General features: G+C 72.1%; 14 protein-coding genes. 7 read left to right on the forward strand and 7 right to left on the reverse strand.

Annotated elements, in window-relative coordinates; all coding sequences use genetic code 11:
* Positions 1-73 precede the first annotated feature (73 nt).
* Positions 74-1,027 carry a GNAT family N-acetyltransferase gene (locus ACFZAM_RS34340; protein WP_391051837.1) on the forward strand — a complete coding sequence of 318 codons (954 nt, stop codon included), beginning with the start codon at positions 74-76 and terminating at the stop codon, positions 1,025-1,027.
* A 123-nt stretch (positions 1,028-1,150) separates the two neighbouring features.
* On the opposite strand, the gene ACFZAM_RS34345 is transcribed toward ACFZAM_RS34340, so the two are convergent.
* Positions 1,151-2,377, reverse strand: coding sequence for an FG-GAP-like repeat-containing protein (locus tag ACFZAM_RS34345; RefSeq protein WP_391051839.1), 1,227 nt, complete (start codon positions 2,375-2,377; stop codon positions 1,151-1,153).
* Between the two features lie 336 nt (positions 2,378-2,713).
* The gene (locus ACFZAM_RS34350; RefSeq protein ID WP_391051842.1) at positions 2,714-7,003 is read right to left on the reverse strand and encodes a glycoside hydrolase family 3 C-terminal domain-containing protein; all 4,290 of its coding nucleotides are present in this window, start codon (positions 7,001-7,003) and stop codon (positions 2,714-2,716) included.
* 451 nt (positions 7,004-7,454) lie between these two features.
* Here ACFZAM_RS34350 and ACFZAM_RS34355 point away from each other — a divergent pair, with 451 nt between their 5' ends.
* Positions 7,455-10,715, forward strand: a complete 3,261-nt coding sequence (locus tag ACFZAM_RS34355) for a family 78 glycoside hydrolase catalytic domain (protein ID WP_391051845.1) — start codon at positions 7,455-7,457, stop codon at positions 10,713-10,715.
* A 171-nt stretch (positions 10,716-10,886) separates the two neighbouring features.
* A complete protein-coding gene (locus ACFZAM_RS34360; RefSeq protein WP_355343602.1) occupies positions 10,887-11,189 on the forward strand; it encodes a DUF1330 domain-containing protein in 303 nt (100 codons plus the stop codon).
* 31 nt (positions 11,190-11,220) lie between these two features.
* Here the strand turns inward: ACFZAM_RS34360 and ACFZAM_RS34365 are convergent, their stop codons facing one another.
* Positions 11,221-11,760 carry a hypothetical protein gene (locus ACFZAM_RS34365; RefSeq protein WP_391051849.1) on the reverse strand — a complete coding sequence of 180 codons (540 nt, stop codon included), beginning with the start codon at positions 11,758-11,760 and terminating at the stop codon, positions 11,221-11,223.
* Positions 11,761-11,884: 124 nt separating this feature from the next.
* Here ACFZAM_RS34365 and ACFZAM_RS34370 point away from each other — a divergent pair, with 124 nt between their 5' ends.
* Positions 11,885-13,108: a cytochrome P450 gene (locus ACFZAM_RS34370; RefSeq protein ID WP_355343608.1), complete on the forward strand. Its 1,224-nt coding sequence runs from the start codon at positions 11,885-11,887 to the stop codon at positions 13,106-13,108.
* On the opposite strand, the gene ACFZAM_RS34375 is transcribed toward ACFZAM_RS34370, so the two are convergent.
* A complete protein-coding gene (locus ACFZAM_RS34375) occupies positions 13,089-15,464 on the reverse strand; it encodes an FUSC family protein (protein ID WP_391051853.1) in 2,376 nt (791 codons plus the stop codon). The genes ACFZAM_RS34370 and ACFZAM_RS34375 overlap by 20 nt on opposite strands.
* A 125-nt stretch (positions 15,465-15,589) precedes the next feature.
* Between ACFZAM_RS34375 and ACFZAM_RS34380 the strand changes: the two genes are divergently transcribed.
* Both ACFZAM_RS34380 and ACFZAM_RS34385 read left to right on the forward strand, forming a co-directional pair.
* On the forward strand, positions 15,590-16,186 hold the full coding sequence (locus tag ACFZAM_RS34380) for an HD domain-containing protein (RefSeq protein ID WP_391051856.1): 597 nt from the start codon (positions 15,590-15,592) through the stop codon (positions 16,184-16,186).
* Between the two features lie 172 nt (positions 16,187-16,358).
* The gene (locus ACFZAM_RS34385; RefSeq protein ID WP_391051911.1) at positions 16,359-17,339 is read left to right on the forward strand and encodes a helix-turn-helix domain-containing protein; all 981 of its coding nucleotides are present in this window, start codon (positions 16,359-16,361) and stop codon (positions 17,337-17,339) included.
* A gap of 567 nt (positions 17,340-17,906) precedes the next feature.
* Here ACFZAM_RS34385 and ACFZAM_RS34390 read toward each other — a convergent pair.
* Positions 17,907-18,179 carry a hypothetical protein gene (locus ACFZAM_RS34390; protein ID WP_391051858.1) on the reverse strand — a complete coding sequence of 91 codons (273 nt, stop codon included), beginning with the start codon at positions 18,177-18,179 and terminating at the stop codon, positions 17,907-17,909.
* 10 nt (positions 18,180-18,189) lie between these two features.
* On the opposite strand from ACFZAM_RS34390, the gene ACFZAM_RS34395 reads away from it, so the two are divergent.
* A complete protein-coding gene (locus ACFZAM_RS34395) occupies positions 18,190-18,813 on the forward strand; it encodes a thaumatin family protein (protein ID WP_391051861.1) in 624 nt (207 codons plus the stop codon).
* Here the strand turns inward: ACFZAM_RS34395 and ACFZAM_RS34400 are convergent.
* The gene (locus ACFZAM_RS34400; protein ID WP_391051863.1) at positions 18,786-19,583 is read right to left on the reverse strand and encodes an alpha/beta fold hydrolase; all 798 of its coding nucleotides are present in this window, start codon (positions 19,581-19,583) and stop codon (positions 18,786-18,788) included. The genes ACFZAM_RS34395 and ACFZAM_RS34400 overlap by 28 nt on opposite strands.
* A gap of 208 nt (positions 19,584-19,791) precedes the next feature.
* Positions 19,792-21,030, reverse strand: a complete 1,239-nt coding sequence (locus ACFZAM_RS34405) for an alginate lyase family protein (protein WP_391051866.1) — start codon at positions 21,028-21,030, stop codon at positions 19,792-19,794.
* Positions 21,031-21,245: the final 215 nt, after the last annotated feature.

Below are 21,245 nucleotides of genomic sequence, written 5' to 3' on the forward strand. Positions count from 1 at the left end.
TCTCGGCCGCCGCGACCGGTGGGCCCGGAAAACCGTTCGACGGCTCCGCCGAGTCCTGACACTGTGGCGGACCATGACCGACTTCGAGCTGCTGACCGCCGCGGACGTACAGCTCATGCAGGACATGGCGCAGCGCGTCACCGCTGTGCGCCCTGACCTGGTGAACACCGACGCGTCGTACGGCGAGCTGGCGTGGAACTGGGGCAAGGGGCACGCCGCCGGCGGCGCGAACTGGCCGCGGCGGCTGTGGTTCTCCGGCGGGGAGCCGGTCGCGTGGGGCTGGGCCCAGCTTCCGCACCGGCTGCGGCGCAGCGACGGTTCTGTGCGGGATGCGACCGGCGCCTATCTGGCGTATCAGGTCCACCCCGACCACGCGGGACTGGTCGACGAGGTGATCGACTGGTTCCACGCCACGACGCCGGACGTCGAGCGGACGGTGGTGCCGAGCGGCGCCGACACGTTCGGCCTGGCGCGGTGGGCGGCGCACGGCTACGAGCCCGATCCGGCCTCGCTCGGCGAGAAGGGGTCCTGGACGCAGCTCAACGAGCGGGAGCTGACCGACGTCGAGGAGCCGCTGCTGCCGGACGGATTCCGGTTCCGCACCGCCGAGGAGGCGGGACCGCAGGCCGCGGTCCGGGCCCATGTGGACGCGTGGGCGCCCTCGACGTACACGGCCGAGAGCTATGAGGGTGTCCGGCGGGCGACGGGCTACCGCGCGGATCTGCACCTTCTGGTGGAGGCGCCGGACGCGACGATGGCGTCCTCGACCATCATGTGGTTCGACGAGGCGAACGCGACCGTCGAGTTCGAGCCGGTCGGCACCCATCCGGACTACCGGCGTCTGGGGCTGGCCAGGGCGATGCTCCTGCACGGCATGCGTCGCGCGCGGGCCGCCGGGGCCACGCACGCGACCGTCGCCTGCCTGGGCGCGCCGGGCTATCCGGCGGCGCGCGCCCTGTACTACGGCGTCGGATTCCGGGAGTTCTCGCGGGACGCGCCGCTGATCAGGGTCCGCGCCTCCGGCTGAGCGGTCCGCGCCGGGAGTCACCGGACCAGCGCGGCGACCGGCGCACCGACCGCCGCGCGTGGCCTCCTCGACTCCCTGGCGGGCCGTCCGCCGGACCCACCCGTCCGGTGACTCCCGGCGGGCTCAGAACAGCGCGTCGCCCTCGGACAGGCTCACGCGCGCCCCGGTGTCGAAGACGCCCTCCGACGTCCCCGCCGAGTACACGCGCATCTGCCCGGTGGTGGCGGCCACGAGATCGGGCAGCAGATCACCGGTCAGGTCGCCGATGCCGAGGAGCGTGGTGAAGGGCGTCCAGCCGCCGGTGCCCGCCAGGACGCGGGCGCCGAGGCGTCCGTGCCCGTCGCCCGGATAGAGCCACAGCTTGCCCGTGGACAGCTCGGTCACGACGAGGTCGGGGCGGCCGTCGCCGGTCAGGTCGCCGGGGGCGGCGAAGGCGCCCATCACGTTCCAGCCGGGACCGACGAGCAGGCGGGTGCCGAAGGTGCCGTCGCCCCGGCCGGGGTACATCCACAACTGGCCGGAGGTGTCGCGGGCCAGCAGATCGCCCTTGCCGTCGCCGTCGAGGTCTCCGGCGGCGGTCACGGCGGTCATCGTGTTCCAGCCGGGGCCCACCAGGAGCCGGGCGCCGAAGGTGCCGCGGCCGGTGCCCGGGTACATCCACAGCCGGCCGGTGGTGTCGCGGGCCAGCAGGTCCTCCGTGCCGTCGCCGTTGAGGTCGCCGTGCCGGGTCAGCGCCGACATGGAGTTCCAGCCGGACCCCTCAAGACCGGCGGTGCCGTCGCCGGGCAGCCGCCACAGCTTTCCGGAGTACGTCCGCAGCAGCAGGTCCTGGCGGCCGTCGCCGTTGAGATCGCCGAACGGCTGGGCGGGGCGTTTGAAGACTCCGTACGGCGCGAACCACGGCAGGTACTCGGGGCCTCCCTGGCACTCCCGCAGGGTGTGCGCCCAGCGGAAGGAGCTGAGGTTGTAGTCGAGGGTGGCGCCCGGGCTGGTGAACCGCGACAGCTCCCAGCGGTCGTCGCCGGTGCCGGTGGTGTCGGCCTCGACGTCGTGGACGGCGTCGAGGTACTGGTAGTCGGCCAGGCTGTACATGCACAGGGCGTGGTAGCCGGTGCGGTTGTAGACCGAGGACGCCTTGTCGTCCCACGCGCCGAGGGTCGGCTGCGCGGCCGTGTAGGACGTCATGGTCCCCTGGCCGCCGGGCTGGTCGAACAGGCACAGGGCGCCCTGCGGGCACCGGTCGTAGCCGGTCGCGGCTTGCGCGGGGGCGACTCCCCCGGCCACAAGTCCGAGCGCGACGGCGGTGGTCAATAAGGTGGCGCGCAGTGAGGCGCGCAGTGAGATACGCATGACGGTCCCCCCAAGGAACATCCGGCCCGCCGGGCGGGTGCGGGCCGGGCACACCTTAGTCGTGCCCGGCCCGGCGTGTACGGCACTCGGCGGTACCGTTCCCCGCCCGGGAGGGGTGGACGGGGAACGGCGCTCATGGTCCGGCGGGTCCTGTCGGGCCTAGGGCGTGTCCGTGAAGTCGCGTCGTCCGCCCGGAGGGCGGGGCTGGCGGTGTCTGGTGGGTGCGATCGCAAGGCGGAGGGTCGTCCTCATAGTGGGCCTATTCGGATGAGCCCGACAACGCAGCGAGCGTGCGTGCCAGGCGCCGCCAGCCAGACGAGACTTCACGGACACGCCCTAGGTGACGGTCAGGCCGAAGACGTGCAGCCGGGTGCCCGCCTGATCGCCGGTGACCGTGGTCGGCAGGGTGACGTACGCCAGCGTCCTGCCCGCGGCCAGCGGGATCCTGGTGGCGTACAGGCTGACGGCGGTGTCGGCCGGATAGCCGCTGTTCGGCGGACGGTTCCAGCGGGGTGCGGTGGCGACGGGTTCGTCCTCGGGGAGCGGGGTGCTCGGGGTCCAGTTGGTGAGGGCGAGGGTGAACGGGGCGGTGCTGCCGTCGGTGTACGTGAGGGTGCCGGTGCCCGATCCGCTGCCGTTGTTCGCGGCGCCGAGGAACCACAGGGCAGATCCGCTCGTGTCCACCGCGATGTGCTGTCCGGCCGCGACCACGTTGTCCGCGCCGCCCGGTGCCGGGTCCGGCCAGGTGAAGGTGGCCGGGCCGTGTGCGACGGATTGGCCCGGCTTGACGCCGACGTCGGCGAGGGCCTGGGCGGAGTAGCTGAATCCCGCGCCGTCGAAGTCGGCCGCGCCGGGTGCGGTCTCGTCGCCGACCCCGGTGTTGTCGTAGGCGGCGGCGAGTGATCCGAACAGCATGGGCAGTGCGAGCGATCCGCCGTCGAGCGGGTGGTCGTGGCGGGCCACGGTGGCGGTGCCGGTGAGGTCGAGCGCCGCGGAGGTGGCGTTCGCGCCGACGGTGACGGTCAGCTTGGTGGTGGCGGTGGCGCGGGGGCGCAGGGTCACCGCGGCCCGGGACGGTGTGACGGTGACGCCGGTCGGCGCCTTGATGTCGGCGGCGACGGTGACGGTCTGGTCGGTCGCGTTGCGCAGGGTGAGGGTCGCGGGGAACGCGGTGCCGGTGCGCGCCAGCTCGGTGGCGGAGGTCAGTCGCGCGGCCACCAGCGGCGCGGTGGTGACCTGTTGGCCGCCGGAGACACTGAATCCGCCGGTCGCCGTGGCCGTCGCGGTGAGCCGCCACAGGCGGTTCTGCGCATCGGCGGGCGGGGTCACCAGCCATGAGGTGCGCGGGCGGGTGCGGGGGTCGACACGGTTGAAGGTGGCGGGCGTCAGGGCCCGTACGGTCCATCCGGCGGGTACGTCGAGGCCGAGCCGGACGTGCTGGAGCGTGCGCGTGCCGCCCGCGGTGAGGGTGGTGGTGACCACGTTGCCGTGGACGGGGTCGAGCGCGGCGGGGACCTGCGCGGTGACGGTACGGGCGCCGGTGGTCGTGGTGAGGGTGTGGGCGCCGGTCAGCGGCAGATCGCGCGAGGAGTTACCGACGTAGATCCGGTACGTGCCCGGAATCGTCGTCCAGGCGTGCGCCTTGGAGTCCCAGGTGCGCAGGTCGTCGGGCGCGAGGGTGAAGGTGACGCGCTGCGACTGTCCGGCCCGGAGGGTGACGCGCTGGAATCCCTTGAGCTGCTTGGGGGGTTCGCCCGCGCCCGCCGGGTCGCCGACGTAGAGCTGGGCGACCTCGGAGGCGGTACGGGTGCCGGTGTTCTTCACCGTCGCGGAGACCTTCACCGGCCCGGTCGTGCCGGTGACGCCCGGTGAGACGGTGAGCCCGCTGAAGGAGAAGGACGAGTAGGTCAGACCGTAGCCGAACGGGAAGAGCGGGGTGAGGTGGTGGGCGTCGTACCAGCGGTAGCCGACCTCGAGTCCCTCGCTGTAGTGGTAGTCGGTGGTGTTGGTGGCCACATCGACGGTGCCCGGGTAGCGGGACGGGTCGGCGGTCGGCAGTTGCGCCGTGCTCGCGGGCCAGGTCTGGGGCAGCTTGCCCGAGGGGTTGACGTCGCCGAACAGGACGGAGGCCAGTGCGGCGCCGTTCTGCTGGCCGCCGTACCAGGACTCGAGGACGCCGTCGACCTTGTCGAGCCACGGCATGAGCACGGGCGCGCCGGTGTTGAGGACGACGATCGTGTGCGGGTTGGCCGCGGCGACGGCGGCGACGAGGTCGTCCTGCGCGCCGGGCAGGGTGAGATTCTGCCGGTCGCCGTCCTCGCTCTCGTCGTCGTTGACGACGACCACGGCGACGCTGTCCTGTCGTGCGGCGGCCGCCGCGGCGGCGATGGCCGCGGTGTCGGGCACCTGCCAGCCCAGAGTGACCGAGCCGTTGCCCGGCGGGCTGGTCGGCGTCCCGGCGACCGGTCCTGTGGGGCCGTTGACCGGCTGGTAGTTCTCGACCGTGATCGGGGTCCGCACGCCGCCCGTGAGGCGGATGGCGGACACGCCGGGGCCGTATTGCGCCCAGTCCTGGAAGACCGGCTGCCCGTCGAGGGTCATCCGGATGCCGCCGGTGTTGGCCATCGAGAAGGTGTACGTGCCGGTGACGGGGGCCGTCAGGTAGCCCTTCCACCGCACGGAGAATCCGGCCGGGTTGACACCGGGGCCGGGCGCGGCCGTGTAGTGGTCGTCGACGGTCGGCTCGACGCGGGTGAGCGCGGGAGCGCCGGACAGGTCGAGGTTGTTGAAGTACTGCGTGGTCAGGCCGGGTCGGCCGTCGGCGGTGGTGAAGGTCGCGGCCGGTACGGTCGGCAGCTTGTCGGTCACGCCCGGGACGTCGACTCCGGTTCTGCCGATGGCGACCTGGGCGCCGGTGCCGTCCGCGCCGAAGGCGGTCAGTTCGGCGATCGACCACCAACTGTCGGCGGTGCCGGTCTGTTCGATCCTGATGTAGCGGGCCTGCCGGGCGGCGAAGGTCGCGGTGACGACCTGTCCGGTGCCGGCGCCCTCGGCGACCGGGTCGCCCCATGTGGCGCCGTCCGCGGAGAGCAGGACGCGGTAACCGCGGGCGTAGTCGGTGCTGTTGCCCGCGTCCAGGGTGACCTGGTCGACGCTGTGCGAGGCGCCCATGTCGACGCTGACCCACTGGCCGTCGGCCATCGGGGTGCCGCTGGACCAGCGGGTGCCCGCGTTGCCGTCGACCATGTTGTGCGGCTGGTCGGAGGGGCCGGCCGAGGAGGACGCCCGGGCGGCCCAGGCGCCGAGGTAGTCGACGCGGCCCTTCGTCCCGAGCCGTTGGGCGATGCCGTCGGCGACGGTGACGACGGACGAGGCGTCCACGGGTACGTGCGAGCTGCCGCCGCCTCCGGTGATCGGCGCGTCCTTGGCGGCGGCGCCGATCACGGCGACCGTGGGCGTCCTGGCGGGGTCGAGCGGGAGCAGCCGGCGCGCGTTCTTCATCAGGACGGTGCCCTGCGCCGCGATGTCGCGCGCGGTGGCGACGTGCGCGGGGGTGGTCGCGGTCGCGGAGGGCGAGCCCGGTGCGGTGTCGAAGAGGCCGTAGGCGAATTCCTCGGTGAGCAGCCGGGCGACCTTGTCGTTGAGCACGGCCATGCCGACCTGCCCGGAGCGGACGGCGTCGGCGAGCGGCTGGCCGAAGTTGCCGGGGGCGGGCATGGTGAGGTCGAGACCGGCGTTGGCGGCCCGGACGGTGCTGCGGGCGCCGTCCCAGTCGGTGACGACGAATCCGTCGAAGCCCCAGTCCTGCTTGGCGGTCCGGTTCAGCAGATACGCGTCCTCGTTGGAGTGGACGCCGTTGACCAGGCTGGTGGCGGCCATGATGGAGGCGGCGTCGCCCTGCTGGACGGCCTGCTTGAACGCCGGGTAGTAGATCTCGTTGAGGGTGCGTTCGTCGACGATGGCGTTGCCGTTGTTGCGGTTCTGCTCGGTGTCGTTGGCCGCGAGGTGCTTGAGGTCGGCCATCACGCCCTGGGACTGGACGCCTTGGACGTACTTGGTGGCCATCGCGCCGGACAGGTAGGGGTCTTCACCGGCCATCTCGAAGACGCGTCCGCCGCGCGGGTCGCGCTCCAGGTTCACATCGGGTCCGAGGTTGACGCTGACGCCCTTGGTCTTCGCCTCGGCGCCGACGACCTGTCCGTACGCGGTCTCCACGGCCGGGTCCCAGGTGGCGGCGGCGGCGACCGGAGCGGGCATGGCCGTCGTGCCGCCCATCACCACGCCCGCTCCCCCGTCGTTGAGGTTCAGCGCGGGTATGCACAGCCGGGGCAGGGGGGCCACCACGCCCGCGTAGCCGGGGAGTTGGCTGCCGTGGGTCATCGACAGCTTCTCGTCGGTGGTCATCCGCGCGAGCACCTGCGCGGCCCGCTGTTCCGGGGCGGCCTTGGAGTGCAGCCAGGGACAGGCGGCCGTGCCGCTGTCGGCCGCGGCCTGTCCGGTGACGGCGGGCAGCAGTCCGGTGGCCGAGGTGAGCAGCAGGGCGGCGGTCAACGCCCGTACGAGCCTGCCCGTTCGGGCCCGTGCGGGCCGTCCGCCGTCGGGCTGCGCTGCGGGGTGTGCGGTCATCGGTGTCCCCTCTGGAGTACGTCGCGCGGTGCGCGGCCGTGGTGCGGCGCCGCCTGCCCGGTCAATCGATTCATTCCGTCGTCGCGCCGAACGGGCCCGCCCCCCAGGGGCGGTGCGGGGTCGGTCGCCGGGCGCGGGCCACGGGGGACGCGCCGTATCCGAAGCGGGGCAGACCGTATAACGATTCAACAGGAGCCGGGGAGAACCTAAGTCCATCTCAGCGGCCGGTCAATAGGCGTGCGCCCGGAATTACCCGAAATCCCAAGACCAGGATATTGAAACGTCTTTCAATGTCGACAACGATGTCCGATCCGATGGATCGGGCGCACACCCCCGGATGGCGGCTGCACGCAACCGGGCCGCGTCAGAAGTATTGACGCCCCGCCTGGCGTTCTCATACGTTTCTCACGCCTCAATGGAGTGAATCGTTTCACTCACCGCAAGGAGTCCGATGTCCGGTTTTGCGCGGGAAAAACTGTCGTACGGGATCGCCGTCGCGGTCCTGGTGACGTCGCTGTCCCTGGGCGGCGCGCCCTTCGGTCACCCCCCGGCCGCGCAGGCCGCGTCCGGCGGAATCTCCGTGGGTGAGCTGACCGCTGACGCCACGACGGATCCGCTGGGCATCGACGATCCGCGTCCCGCGCTCGGCTGGAAACTGCGCGCCGCGGCCAACGGCCAGCGGCAGAGCGCCTATCGGGTGCTGGTGGCGAGCGACCCGGCCCGGCTGAACTCCCCGAAGGCGGACGTCTGGGACAGCGGCCGGGTGGCGACGGACGATTCGACCGGCGTGCCCTACGGCGGTCCCGCGCTGGAGTCCTCGCGCACCTACTACTGGAAGGTGCAGGTCTGGGACGCCTACGGCCGGGCGTCGGCCTGGAGTCCGGTCGGGCGCTGGGAGATGGGCCTGCTGAACTCGGCGGACTGGAAGGGCGCGCGGTGGATCACTCCGGACACCGGCGGCGCCGCCTCCTGGTCGGACTTCACCCTGGACACGGACTTCACCATCAAGGCGGGCGCGGCGAGCGTCCTGTTCCGCGTCAAGGACAGCCGCGACTACTACATGTGGCAGATCAACGCGGCCTCGACGCCCGGCAAGGTGCTGCTGCGCCCGCACGTCCAGAAGGACGGCTCCTTCGCCACCCTCGGTGAGGTCGACCTCAGCCCGGTGGTCACCACGGCGAACGCCGGAGCGCCCCACCACCTGACCGTCCGGGCGGACGGCGCCACGATCACCACCTCGGTCGACGGCACGCGGGTGGACACCCGGACCGACACCACCTTCACCGCCGGCACCCTGGGCTTCCGCACCTCGACCACCGGCAACGTCGCCGAGCACGCCCTGTACGACAACCTCGTCGTGCGCGGCCTGGACGGGGCGACGCTGTTCTCCGACGACTTCTCCGCCTCGCCCGACCCGTCCTTCCCCGACTCGGCGGTCACCGACGGGCAGCTCGAACCCAAGGGCGACCCGACACTGCTCGACCCGAACCCCGCGGCGCCCCTGCTCCGCAAGGGCTTCACCCTCGACGGCCGGAAGAAGGTCACCAGGGCGCGGGCGTACGTCTACGGGCTCGGCTTCTACGAGATGCACCTGAACGGCGCGAAGGTCGGCGACCGGGTGCTCGCACCGGCGAGCACGCCGTACGACCAGCGCGATCTGTACGCCACGTACGACATCACCGGCTCCCTCAAGCAGGGCGCCAACACGGTGGGCCTCTGGCTGGGCAACGGATACGGGCCACGGTTCAGCCCGTACGGCTTCCGCTGGACCGGGCCCAAGCAGGCCGTCGTGCTGCTCGATGTCCGCTACTCCGACGGCACCCGGCAGAGCGTCGTGAGCGACGACTCCTGGAAGTGGTCGACCGGCGCCGTCACCGCCAATGACCTCTACGCGGGTGAGAGCTACAACGCCCTTCTGGACAAGCCGGGTTGGGACCGCGCCGGGTTCGACGACTCCGGCTGGCAGCCGGTGCGGACGGTGGCGGCGCCCTCCGACAAGCTCGTCGCGGACACCATGCCGCCGGTCAGGGTGACGGACACGCTCCGCGCGGTGAAGCTGACGCAGCCTCAGCCCGGCGTCTACGTCTACGACTTCGGGCAGAACATCGCGGGGTGGGAGCGGCTGCGGGTGACGGGTCCCGCCGGGACGACAGTGCGGATGCGGACGGCGGAGGAGGTCGGCGCGGACGGGACGCTGGACACGGCCACCAACAGGTCGGCGGCGTCCACCGATTCCTACACTCTGGCGGGCGCCCGTACGGCGGAGACGTACGAGCCGCGCTTCACCTACCACGGCTTCCGCTATGTCGAGGTCACCGGCTTCCCCGGCAAACCGGCCCTGAGCAGCCTGGACGCGCGCGTGGTGCACGCCGATGTGGCCTCCACGGGCACCTTCTCCTCCTCCGACGCGCTGCTGAACCAGATCTGGCGGAACAACCGGTGGAGCGTCCTCAACAACTCGATGAGCGTCCCGACCGACAATCCGGTCCGCGACGAGCGGACTCCTCCCGGCATGGACGTGCAGGCGTATCACGACGCGTCCACCCGTGAGTTCGGCATGGACCGCTACTACGCCAAGTACCTCCAGGACATGCCGCCCGGCACGGCCCTGCCGAACGACGCGGGCAACGCGCAGCAGCCCGACATGGGCGGCAACCAGATCACGCTGGCGTGGACGCTGTACGAGCAGTACGGCGACCTGGCGACGCTGGCGGCCACGTATCCGGCGATGAAGGCGTTCGTCGACAAGAACGCCGCCGATGTGCCGGGGCACATCTGGCCGAGCGACCGGGGCTTCGGCGACTGGTGTCCGCCGGACCGCGGCGCCAACGCCAACGGCGGTCGCGGCGGGCCGAACGCGGGCGCCTGCACCAGCGAGGTGTCGGTGGTGAACACCGCGCTGTCGTACCTCCAGGCGGTGGATGTCGCCAAGTCGGCGACGGCGCTGGGCCACAGCGCGGACGCCGCCCGTTACGGGACGCTGGCACGGGACATCAAGGACGCGTTCAACGCCGCGTTCCTCAACGCGGCGGGCGACACCTACGGGGACGGGCGGCAGACCACGAGCGTGCTGCCGCTGGCCTTCGGCATGGTGCCCGCGGCGCATGTGGCGGCCGTCGGACGGCAACTGGTCGCCACCATCACCGAGAAGGACGGCGGACACCTCGACACCGGCATCTTCGGCACCCGCTACCTGATGGACGCGCTCGCCGCGATCGACCGGATCGATGTGGCGATGACGGTGCTGGACCAGCGCGCCTACCCCGGCTTCGGGTACGAGATCGGCCAGGGCGCGACGAGTTCGTGGGAGCAGTGGACGTACTACTCCAACATGGAGACCCACGACCACGCGATGTTCGCCGGTGTCAACGCCTCGCTCTACACGCGGTTGGCGGGCATCGAGCCGACCGGGCCGGCCTACCGTACGGTGACGGTCGCGCCGCGGATCCCTGCGGGGATGCGGCACGCCGCGGCCTCGATCGCCACCCCGCGCGGCACGGTCGCCAGTTCCTGGACCGTCGCGAACGGCCGGACCACGCTCGACGTCACGGTGCCGGTCGGCTCGACCGCGACCGTCCATCTGCCGCTGCCCGACGCACGGCATCCGCGGGTCGAGGCCACGCACGGCGCTCGGCTGCTGCACAGCGACGGCGAGGAGGCGGTCTACGCGATCGGTTCCGGCCACTGGCGGTTCACCGCGGCGGGCCGGTGAGCCAATCGCGGGCCGGAGCGTGACAGTCACGCCAATTCCCGCACGGCACGGGGACTTTGGGACCATTGCGCGGCCGTCCCGAATTCGGCATGCTGAGCGCCGGATCGCATGTGATCCACAGCGTTCCACGTCATGTGACGTATTTCGCAGCCGAATTCGGGGAGACCGCAGATGACCGCGTACGTCCTGCTGGAAATCCAAGTGACCGACATGGCCGCCATGGCGGACTACCGGGAGATCGCCCAGAAGGCGGTGGCCGAATTCGGCGGCGAGTACCTGATGATCAACGCCAGGCCCGAGGCGGTCGAGGGCACGTGGGACGGCGCCAAGGGCCTGACGCTGCTGTCGTTCAGCAGCGTGGAGCAGGCGCGGGCCTGGTACGACTCGGACACCTACGCGCCCGGCATCGAGATCGCCAAGAAGGCGACCGTGCGGCGCCTCGCCATTCTTCCCGGCTTCGGCGAATCGGTCTGACCGGTTCGGCGCTGTATACGGTCGGCGCGGATCAGGGCAGTTCGAGCATCGGCTCGCCGCAGGACTGGCATTCGGCGTACACATCGAGGTCGTTGAGGATTTCGGCGTATTCGCCGTGTCCCTTGAGCGCGGCCGTGGCCGCGAGCAGATAACCCGTGGTGACCTGGTCGTGCTCGCCCGCCACCAGCGTCTCCCCGAGCAGGGCCAGCGCCTCGGGGAGCGCCTGCCGGTACGCCTGCGCGAGGTCGTCGGGCAGGCCGTCCCAGACCTGTCCGTACTCGCCCGAGCACATGGCGACGAGCCCGATCACGTACAGGTAGTCGTCCCTCTCGGCCGCCGGAAGGCCGCGCGCGATGGCGACGATGTGCGGCACGGCGGCGTACGCGGCGGGCCAGGCGGTGCCCTCGGAGCAGAGGTACGGCCACAGGTCGTCGAAGCGTTCGCGGTCGGCGGGGTGGTCGAGCAGGTGGCGCAGTTCGTCGGGCACGCAGGGGGCGTCGGAACCGCCCTTGCCGTTCGACCGGTCGCGGTGGTCGAGCGTGGTCCAGCGGGGGTCGTCCAGAGGCAGCATGGCCAGGAGTGTAGAGGTCCGCACAGGGCGCGAAAGCGCCTAGGTGCGGCTGCCCGCCGTGCCCTAGCGTCGTGACCGCCCGCATGCCGTACGCGCCCGTGAGCAGGGAAGCAGAGGACGTATCGTGACCGTCATACCGCAACCGCCCGACATCCTCTCGCCGCAGTTCGCCGCCGACCCGTATCCGGCCTACCGCGTCCTGCGGGAGCACTACCCCGTCGTCTTCCACGAGGGCACCGGCAGTTGGCTGCTGTCGCGGTACGAGGACGTCGAACGGGCCTTCCGCGACCCGGTGTTCACCACCGACAACTACGCCTGGCAGCTCGAACCGGTGCACGGCGGGCGGACCATCGTGCAGATGAGCGGGCGGGAGCACTCCGTCCACCGGGCGCTGGTGGCACCGGCCTTCCGCGGCCGGGAGTTACGGGAGCGGTTCCTGCCGGTGATCGAGCGCAACGCGCGCGATCTGATCGACGCCTTCCGTGACGCCGAACAGGCGGACCTGGTCGATCAGTTCGCGACCCGCTTCCCGGTCAATGTGATCGTCGACATGCTCGGGCTCGACCGCGACGACCACGACCGCTTCCACGCCTGGTACGCCGCCGTGGTCGGCTTCTTCGCCAATCTCGCGCAGGACCCCGAGGTCGCCGAGGCCGGGATGCGCGCGAGCCGGGAGCTGGCCGCGTATCTGGTGCCGATCGTCCACCGGCGGCGGGCCGAGCCGGGCGAGGACCTGCTGTCGTCGCTGTGCACGGCGGAGATCGACGGCACGGTGATGACCGACCAGGACATCACCTCGTTCGTGAGCCTGCTGCTGTCCGCGGGCGGCGAGACCACCGACAAGGCGATCTCCGGGATGTTCCGCAATCTGCTGGCCAACCCCGAGCAGTTGGAGGCCGTGCGGGCCGACCGCGACTTGGTGGCGGCGGCCTTCGCGGAGTCCCTGCGGTTCACTCCCCCGCTCCAGATGATCATGCGGCAGCCGGCCCAGGACGTCACGCTCCACGGCGTCACCATCCCGGCGGGCGCGACGGTCACCTGTCTGATCGGCGCGGCCAACCGGGACGAGCGGCATTACGACAGGCCCGACACCTTCGACATCCACCGCACGGACCTGACCACCGCGAACGCCTTCAGCGCCGCCGCCGATCACCTGGCGTTCGCGCTCGGGCGGCACTTCTGCGTGGGCGCGCTGCTGGCGAAGGCCGAGGTGGAGGTCGGCGCCAACCAACTCCTGGACGCCTTCGCCGAGATGGGCTTCGCCGACGGGACGCCGGCCCCGGACAGCGGGGTGTTCGTCCGCGGTCCGCAGCGCCTCGACCTGAGCCTCACGCCCGCGACGACCTGACCCGCAGCGCCGGACGCGGGCCGAACGGGCCGCGGCCCTGTCGCAGGGTCGCGGCTGCCCGCGCCGGGCGCAGGATGCCCGCCTGGAGGCGGCGGGCCGCGTCGATGTGGTCGAAGGTCCAGATCATCTTGACGGCGGTGGAGGTGCCGCGCCCGTCGTCGGCGGTGAGGTCGCGGCGTACGGCGTCGAGCAGCCGCCCGTCCGCGGCCTCGTCGCGGGCGGCACGGTCGGGGACGGCGCCGGAGCCCGCGAGGGCCCGCGCGGCGGCCTCGTACCAGTCGACCAGCAAGGTGCCCGCGTAGAGGATCTCGCCGCGGGCCGCCGTCCTGTCCTCCTGCGAGGTCACGGTCTCGCGCTCCCACAGGTCGAGGATCGCGTCGGAGGTGAGCCGCAGCGCGGCGACGCCGGTGATGAGGGTCGTCACGTCGGCCAGCGGGATGTGCTTGGTGCCGCGCTCGGCGAGGAAGCCGCGGAAGGCGTCGTCGAGGCGGCGCGAGGCGGCGGCGGCCCGGCGCCGCTCGTCCTGCGGGGTGGCGGGCGCGGGGGCGGCGGCGTCACAGCGGGCGACGCCGTACTGGATGGCGCCGCGCAGATAGTGGGCGCCTTCCTCGTAGGCGCCGGCCAGTGCCTGGCCGAGGGCGCGTCCTGCCCCGCGTGGCCAGAACAGCGCCCCGGCCACCAGGGAGACCCCGCAGCCGAGGGCGACGTCCTCGACGCGGACGAGCCCGATCTGCCAGCCCGCGGGCTCGATGATGTTGTAGAGGATGAGCAGGACGGTGGTGAACCCGGCCTGTCCGGCGGCGAAGGAGATGGCGGCGGGCGCGAGTCCCGCGAAGGCCACGGCGAAGGGCAGCAGCAGCCACAGGGCGGTGGTGTGGGTGCCGACGCCGTAGACGATGCCGCCGCCGATGACGAAGCCGACGCCCGTGCCGAGCAGGCCGCGCAGCGCGTTCTGGCCGGTGCTCAGGGCGTTGGAGCGCAGCACCGCGAGGGTGCCGAGGACGACCCAGAACGAGTGCTGGACTCCGGTCGACTCGGCGAGCAGGACGGCCAGGGCGAGCGCGATGGCGCCGCGGACGCTGTTGTGCAGCCAGACGGAGTGGCGCTCGACGTGGGCCCCGGCGCGTTCCTGCGCGGACGACAGGAAGGACGGCACGCCCGAGGGCCCGCGGCCCAGGACGTGGTCCCACCAACCGCGGCGCAGGGCGGCGACGGTGAGGCCGATGTTGGTGGCCATGGCGGAGATCGCGAAGCTCATCTCCTGGGCGCGGAAGCTCGGTTCGAGGGCGCCGAGGATTCCGGCCACGGCGTCGTCGGCGGCAGGGGTGTCGGGCGCGCCGGACGGGCCCGGCGCGTCGGCGGAGCCTGACTTCGCCGTCCGGGGCCGGTGCAGCGGCAGATCGCCGGTGACGGCCGTCTCCATCGCCTCGCGGGCGGCCTCCAGCCGCCGCAGGTCGCGCTCCAGCTCCGCGGAGCTGTCGGCGACCGACTCCAGGCTGGCCGCGCCGTGTTCGAGCAGGGTCGCGGCGGCCACCTTCACGTCGCAGACGACCGCGTCCGTCGGCCCGGGCTCCTCGTCGAGTGGCATGCGCTCCAGGATCGCGTCGAGCCACACCACCTGGTCGACCAGCCGGACCAGCGTGCGCGCCGACGTGGACAGCCCCGTGGGGCGGTACGGCGTCCCGAAGAACGAGGTGCGCAGCGCGGCGACGGCGGCGCCCGCCTCGTCGGACAGCGCCCGGTACTCGGCCGCGCCGACCGGTCCGAAGCCGCCGCGGACGCAGTCGACCTCGGAGCGCAGCCGCCGGGCCAGCAGCGCGCACGCCGTGGCGGTGGCCAGCCGCAGCGGTTCGCGCCGGGGCGCGGGCCAGAGCAGGCCGACGGCGATCACCGACGCCGCGCCGGCCAGCAGCCAGCCCGCGAGCCGGTCGGGCAGCGCGCTCACCGGGGCGGGCAGCGTCACCGGCAGCACGAAGGCGACCAGCAGCGCGGTCGAGGCGCTGGCCAGCACCGAGCTGACGACCCCGGCGAACAGCACGAGGAAGCCGACGACGAGGGTGACCAGGACGGCCAGCCACGCCGTCCGCGAGGCGAGCGTCCCGACCGTGACCAGGACCGCGCCCGCCGCCACCAGACCGGTCTGCGCGGCGAGCCGTTGGCCCATCGCGCCGCTGAAGTCGACGAAGAGCAGCCCGGACAGCGCGCCGAACGAGGCGAAGGTGGCCATGGCCGGGTTGCCGACGACCTTGTCGCACAGGGCGAACAGGGCGGGCATGACGATCGCGGCGCGTCCGGCGCGGCGCAGCGCGGACAGGTCCGCGTCGCGGGTGCGGAGCCAGTTCAGGACGTTCAGCACGGCGGTGCCCCGTGTCGTCGTGCCCGCCGCGCCGCGTCCGGTTCTGTGGTCATCAGCAGAGCATCGCACTCCGTACGGCCGCCCGCGGGCCCCCGGCGCGGGGTGTCGGGTCATACGCTGCGGAAGTGATTCTTCCCACCGCCGAGAGCGTGCGCGCGCTGCACGAGAAGTACGCTCCGACCCGTGAGTCCCTGTCCCTCGTCCGCACCCACTGCGAGATCGTGGCGCGGATCGCCCTCGACCTGGCCGCGCGTTCACCCGAGCCGGTCAACACCGGGCTCGTCGAGACCGGTGCACTCCTGCACGACATCGGTGTCTACCGGCTGGGCGACGACGCGTACGTCCGGCACGGTGTGCTCGGCCACGAGCTGCTGCGCGCGGAGGGCCTGCCGGAGGAGCTGTGCCGTTTCGCCTCCCACCACACCGGCGTCGGGCTGACGCGCGCCGACATCGAGCGGCAGCGGCTGCCCATCCCGCCCGGTGAGTACGTCGCCGGGTCCGTCGAGGAGCGGCTGGTGATGTACGCGGACAAGTTCCATTCGAAGTCGAGCCCGCCGAAGTTCCTGGACGCCGCCGCGTACGCCGGGAAGGTGGCGCGGTTCGGCCCGGACAAGGTGGTCGCGTTCCGCGCGCTGATCGCCGAATTCGGTGAGCCGGACCTCGACCCGCTGATCGCCGAGTACGGGCACCGCGTCCTGCGCGGTGACGCGCGAAGGACCTGACCGGAGGGTGTGCCGGGGCGGCGGCCCGGCCGGGTGCCGTGCCGGGCTCGCCGGGGCGCATGGCAAACTCACCGGGGTCGCCGACGCGGCGCCGTACGTTCCGCTTTCCGGGACGGCCGGGGCGGGCACGACGTCGGCGGCGCGATGTCGCGGTGCGGAAGTGGGTGTGGCGATGCTGGCGGAGACGGTCTTCCGCAGCGAGGACCTGGCGGTCGAGGACCGATTCGACGCCTGGCGCGAGTGCATGAACCGTACGCACGCCCCGATGCGGCTGGAGAGCGAGTGCGCGGCCGACTTCAAGGCGCATCAGCGGCTGATCGGGCTGGGCGCGGTGTCGATCTGGCCCGCGACCTTCGAGCAGCTGGTCTTCCTGCGCACGCCGAAGCTGATCCGGCAGTCGGACCCCGAGGTCTACCACCTCTCGCTCCTGCTGAGCGGTGAGGCCGGGGTGTCGTGGGGCCGGGAGGAGAACTCCTACGGTGCGTTCGACATCCACACCAACGACTCCTCGCGGCCGTACGAGATCTGGACCGGGCACGGGTCGATCTCCTCGGTGGGCGTCGAGATCCCCAAGGTGCTGCTGCCGCTTCCGCAGCACCGGCTGGACAAGGTGATCGGGCGGCACATCACCGGACGCGAGGGCGTGGGCGCGCTGCTCGCGCAGTTCCTCACCCAGCTCGCCGCGGACACCGTGCCGTACGCGCCCTCCGACGGTCCTCGGCTGGGCGCCGTGCTGGTCGACCTGGTGGCGGCGCTCCTCGCGAACGCCCTGGACGCCGAGGCGGCGCTGACACCGGAGACGCGGACCCGGGCGCTCACCTTGCGGGTGAAGTCCTTCATCCGGCAGAATCTCCACGACCCGGAGCTGACGCCTCGTCATATCGCCGCGGTGCACCACATTTCGCGCAGTTACCTGCACCGGCTCTTCCAGGCGGAGGACGAGACGGTCGCCTCGTACATACGCCGCCTGCGGCTGGAGGGCGCGCGTCGCGACCTGGCCGATCCGGCGCTGCTGGAGACGCCGATCCATCTCATCGCGGCCCGCTGGGGCTTTCCGCGGGCGGCGGACTTCAGCCGCGCCTACCGCGCCGTCCACGGGGCGGCGCCCACCGACCACCGCCAGCGGTCCGTACGTCCGGGTGCGGGTTCCTAGGGTGGCTCCGGCCGTTGTGGACGCATTGCCAAGTCGTCAGGCGACCGGCTGCTAACGACAGGCCGGCGCCGTGACCGGCAGGCTTGCCTGTGCATGCCCCAGGTCGGACCCGCCACCCGCGGACCCCGGCCACGGGGCGGCCCGTCCGTCGCCCATGAGGGCGGTCCACGGACGGTTCGCCGACAGACAGGAACCGATCATGCAGATCGACACGCCGAAGGCGGCCCGCCGCCGCGCCAACTGGCTCCCGCTGCACGACGACGAGACCTAGCGGAATCCCGGACGGCAGGCGCCGGCCCTTCCTCCGCGCCTCGGCCGGACGGCCGGGGCGCGACGGCGGTTGCGGTCCGAATGACAGGGGCGGGAGCCACGGGGGTGTTCCCGCCCTTCGCCATGCCGTCGCCGGACGGTTTGTGTTATCCGGCCGCGTCCCACGGGGTCTCCGACGTGTACCGATGCACGTGGCACGGCTGGAGGCGGCACGATGGGACGCAGGCGGCGGACGAGATCCGTACGGGGCTGGTGGGGGCTGGTCGTGGCCGCCGTGGTCGCGAGCGGGGTGGTCTACTACTGGCCGTCCTCGCCGGGCGGTGACGGGTCCGCGAGTACGGAGGCGGTGACCCGCCAGGCCGCGGCTTCGGCTCCGGCGACCCCCACCGTGTCCGGGTCGCCGACGGCGTCCGCGACCGCGACCCGCGCGTCCGCCTCGCCGTCGGCGACCGCGCGCCCGTCGCAGCGGCCGAGTCCCAAGCCGTCGTCGCCGAAGCCGTCCGCGCCGAAGTCAGCGGCGGCCGGGGCCGGTTCGGGTGGCGGGCGGACGATCACCGTCGTCAACCGCACGCAGGAGACGGTGTGGGCGATCGTCACCGGCACCGCCGCGTATCCGAACGGCCGGGAGCTGCGGCCGGGGCAGAGCACGTCCCTCACCGTGGGCAACAAATGGGGCGGCCGGATCTGGGGCCGTACCGGCTGCACGTCCGGCGGCCAGGGCGCGTGCCTGACCGGGGACTGCACGTCGCAGTGCTCGGGCGCCAACCCGCCCACCACGCTGGGTGAGTTCACCTTCGACGCGTACGCCGGGCTCGACTTCTACGACGTGAGCATGGTCGACGGCGCGAATCTGCCGATGTACATCAACATCTCGCACACCGTGACCGCCGATCCGGTGAGTGCGACGGGCTGCTACAAGGGCGCGTGCACCAAGCCGGTGGACTGCCCCAGCGCCATGCGGGCCATGTCGGGCGGCCGGGTCGTCGGCTGCAAGCCGCCGTGCGCGGCCTTCGGCGGGGACACCTACTGCTGTCAAGGCGCCTGGGCCGGGCGGGAGAAGTGCGTGCCGTCGAAGTGGCCGGTAGACTACACGCAGGTGTTCAAGAAGGCCGCGCCGTACGCCTATTCGTACGCCTTCGACGACGCGGCGACGATGTCGTGCAAGGGGCGGTGCGACTACCGGGTGACCTTCGGCGTCACCTGAGGCGCGCGCGGGGTCTCGCTCCACCGCTCCCCCAGGAAGTCCTTCAGCAGGTGGGTGACGGCGGCGGGCCGTTCCATGCTGGGCAGGTGTCCGGCCCAGGGCAGTTCGAGGTGGCCGGCGTCGGCGAGCAGTCCGGGCAGCCGGGCGGCGATCTGCCGGAAGTCCGCCAGGTCGTGGGCGCCGGAGACGACGAGGGACGGCGCCCGTACCGCCGCAAGGTCGTACGGCGGGCGGAGCTGGTCGAACTCCTCGGCGGCGAGCTGAACTTCGTAGGCGTTCCGCTGCTGGACGCGTACGGCCCGCCGGGCGGCCTCGTCGCCCTCGGGGCCGATCCAGGTCTCGACCATCAGCTCGACGGCGCCCGCGAGGTCGCCCGCCTCCAGCAGCGCCTCCTCGCGTTCGTCCAGCGCGTCGAGTTCGGCGGAGGCTTCGTGCCCGGCCATTCCCGGGCACAGCAGCACCATCGCGCCGACCCGCTCGGGGTGGCGCGCGGCGATCTCCAGCGAGGTCCTGCCGCCGTAGGAGGCGCCGACGAGCGCCGCCTGACCGATGCCGAGCGTGTCGAGGAGTCCGATCACGTCGTCGGCGTTGTTGTACGGCGCGTCCGGCGCGGGGGTCCGGCCGAAGCCGCGCAGGTCGCAGCGGATGACGCGGTAACCGGCGTCGGCCAGCGGCTGCCATTGCGGGTCCCACATCCGCCGGTCGCAGACCCCGGCGTGCAGGAATACCAGTGCGGGGCCGTCGCCCGCCGTGTCGTAAGAGAGAGTCATCCGGCAGACGGTACGCACCGCGCCGCGTGATTCCCTCCGGTTTTCGCTCTCGGCGACACTGTCGGCCGCCGCTGCCGGGGCCGAACATCCGGTGTCCGTCAGGCGCTTGCCGGACGCCGTGGCCGCGGGGCTCCGCGCAGAGCGCGCGACGAGGGCCGCGCAGCCCGGTGGGGTGCGCGGCCCTCGCGTGATTCGCCGTCCGCGTGGGTCAGTTGGGGTTCTCGGCGTTCGTAAGGGTCTCCCAGGCCACGAAAAGGTTGTTGGAACCGGCGGGCCGGTTGTTCTGCGTGAGGGTCTGCGTGTTGGTCATCGCGACCCCGCGCCGGGTGTGCAGCGCGTTGTAGCCGGTCTCGGTGATCGGGCCGAGGCCGCGGTTGACACTGCCGTTGCACAGCCAGCTCGGCGGCGCCGTGCCAAGTTCGTACTTGGACTGGAAGCCGAGCGCCTGCCGCAGCCGCTCGCCGATGTCCGTGCCGTACAGGTCGTCGCCCTGGATGCGGCTGGTCTCGGCGATGTGCGAGATCGCGGAGATGCCGTATCCGGTGTGCGTGAAGTCGCGGCAGGTCTCCTGGGTCAGCCCGTCGACGAAGGTGGACTGCCCCTGCCAGTAGCTGACGATCTTGGCCTTGGTGTCGAGGTTCTGGCTCGGCACCGTCTTGGGGAGCGCCCCGTCCGCGGCGATGTAGACATAGGCCGCAGCGCGGGTGCGGAACTTGGCCATCGCCTTGTCGTAGTCGGTCTTGTCGTCGAGGAAGACGGAGATGCCGACGGCGGCCTCCATCATCGACAGCTCCCAGTTGCCGTTGCTGTTCGAGCCGTTGATGATCTCGGGCAGGTAGACGTTGCGGAGCATGGTGCCGAAGCGCCCGGCGTTCGGCCAGCCGCCGGTGTAGGTCGACTTGATGATGTCGGCGGCCTTGGGCCACGACGAGCCCGCCCAGCCGGTCTGCAACGGGGCGTTGCTGTTGGTGTGCTGGGTGATCGTCGCCGACCACGCGTCCATCAGCTTGATGGACTCCTGCGCGTAGCGCGCGTCACGGGTGAAGTACCAGGCCAGCGCGTCGGTGTAGGCCGCGATCGCGTCCTCGCGCTCGTCCGTGCAGCCGTTGTTGGGGTTGGAGTAGGAGCCGCACTCGACGTTCGCGCGCGGCTTGGGCGTACGGGTCAGCGAGGCGTACGAGCTGGCCATCATCTGGTTGTACGCGCTCTTCCACGGCTCGGCGTTGGCCTGCACCTTGGCGCGGGCGAAGTCGAGTTGGGCGGCGGAGACGGTCACTCCGGGGTGGACGAAGGCGGCCGGTGCGGCGCTGGCGCGCTGGGCGCCTCCGGGCCAGGCGGAGAAACCGGTTACAAGGGCCGCGGCCGCACAGGCGGCGGTGACCAGCAGAACGGGGCGCCGTACGCGGCGGCGGTGGCGCGCGGGCGAGGGCGTGGGGGTGCCTGCCATGCGGTGACCATCCGATCTTGAGTGGGGGGCTGTTCGTGAGCGGCGCGCTCCCGGGTGAGCGCGTTGGTGAGCGCGTGTTCCCCGGTGTGCACCGTGGCGTTCCTGAGTGTGAACCGAGCTTGCATTTCTGAACACTTGACTGACCGCAGACCATAGGTACGGACTAATGCCCCCGTCAAGCCCCTGCGCGGTGCGGGAGTTGGCCGAACCCGGCT

The sequence above is a fragment of the Streptomyces sp. NPDC008079 genome (assembly GCF_042957385.1).
Classification (GTDB): domain Bacteria; phylum Actinomycetota; class Actinomycetes; order Streptomycetales; family Streptomycetaceae; genus Actinacidiphila.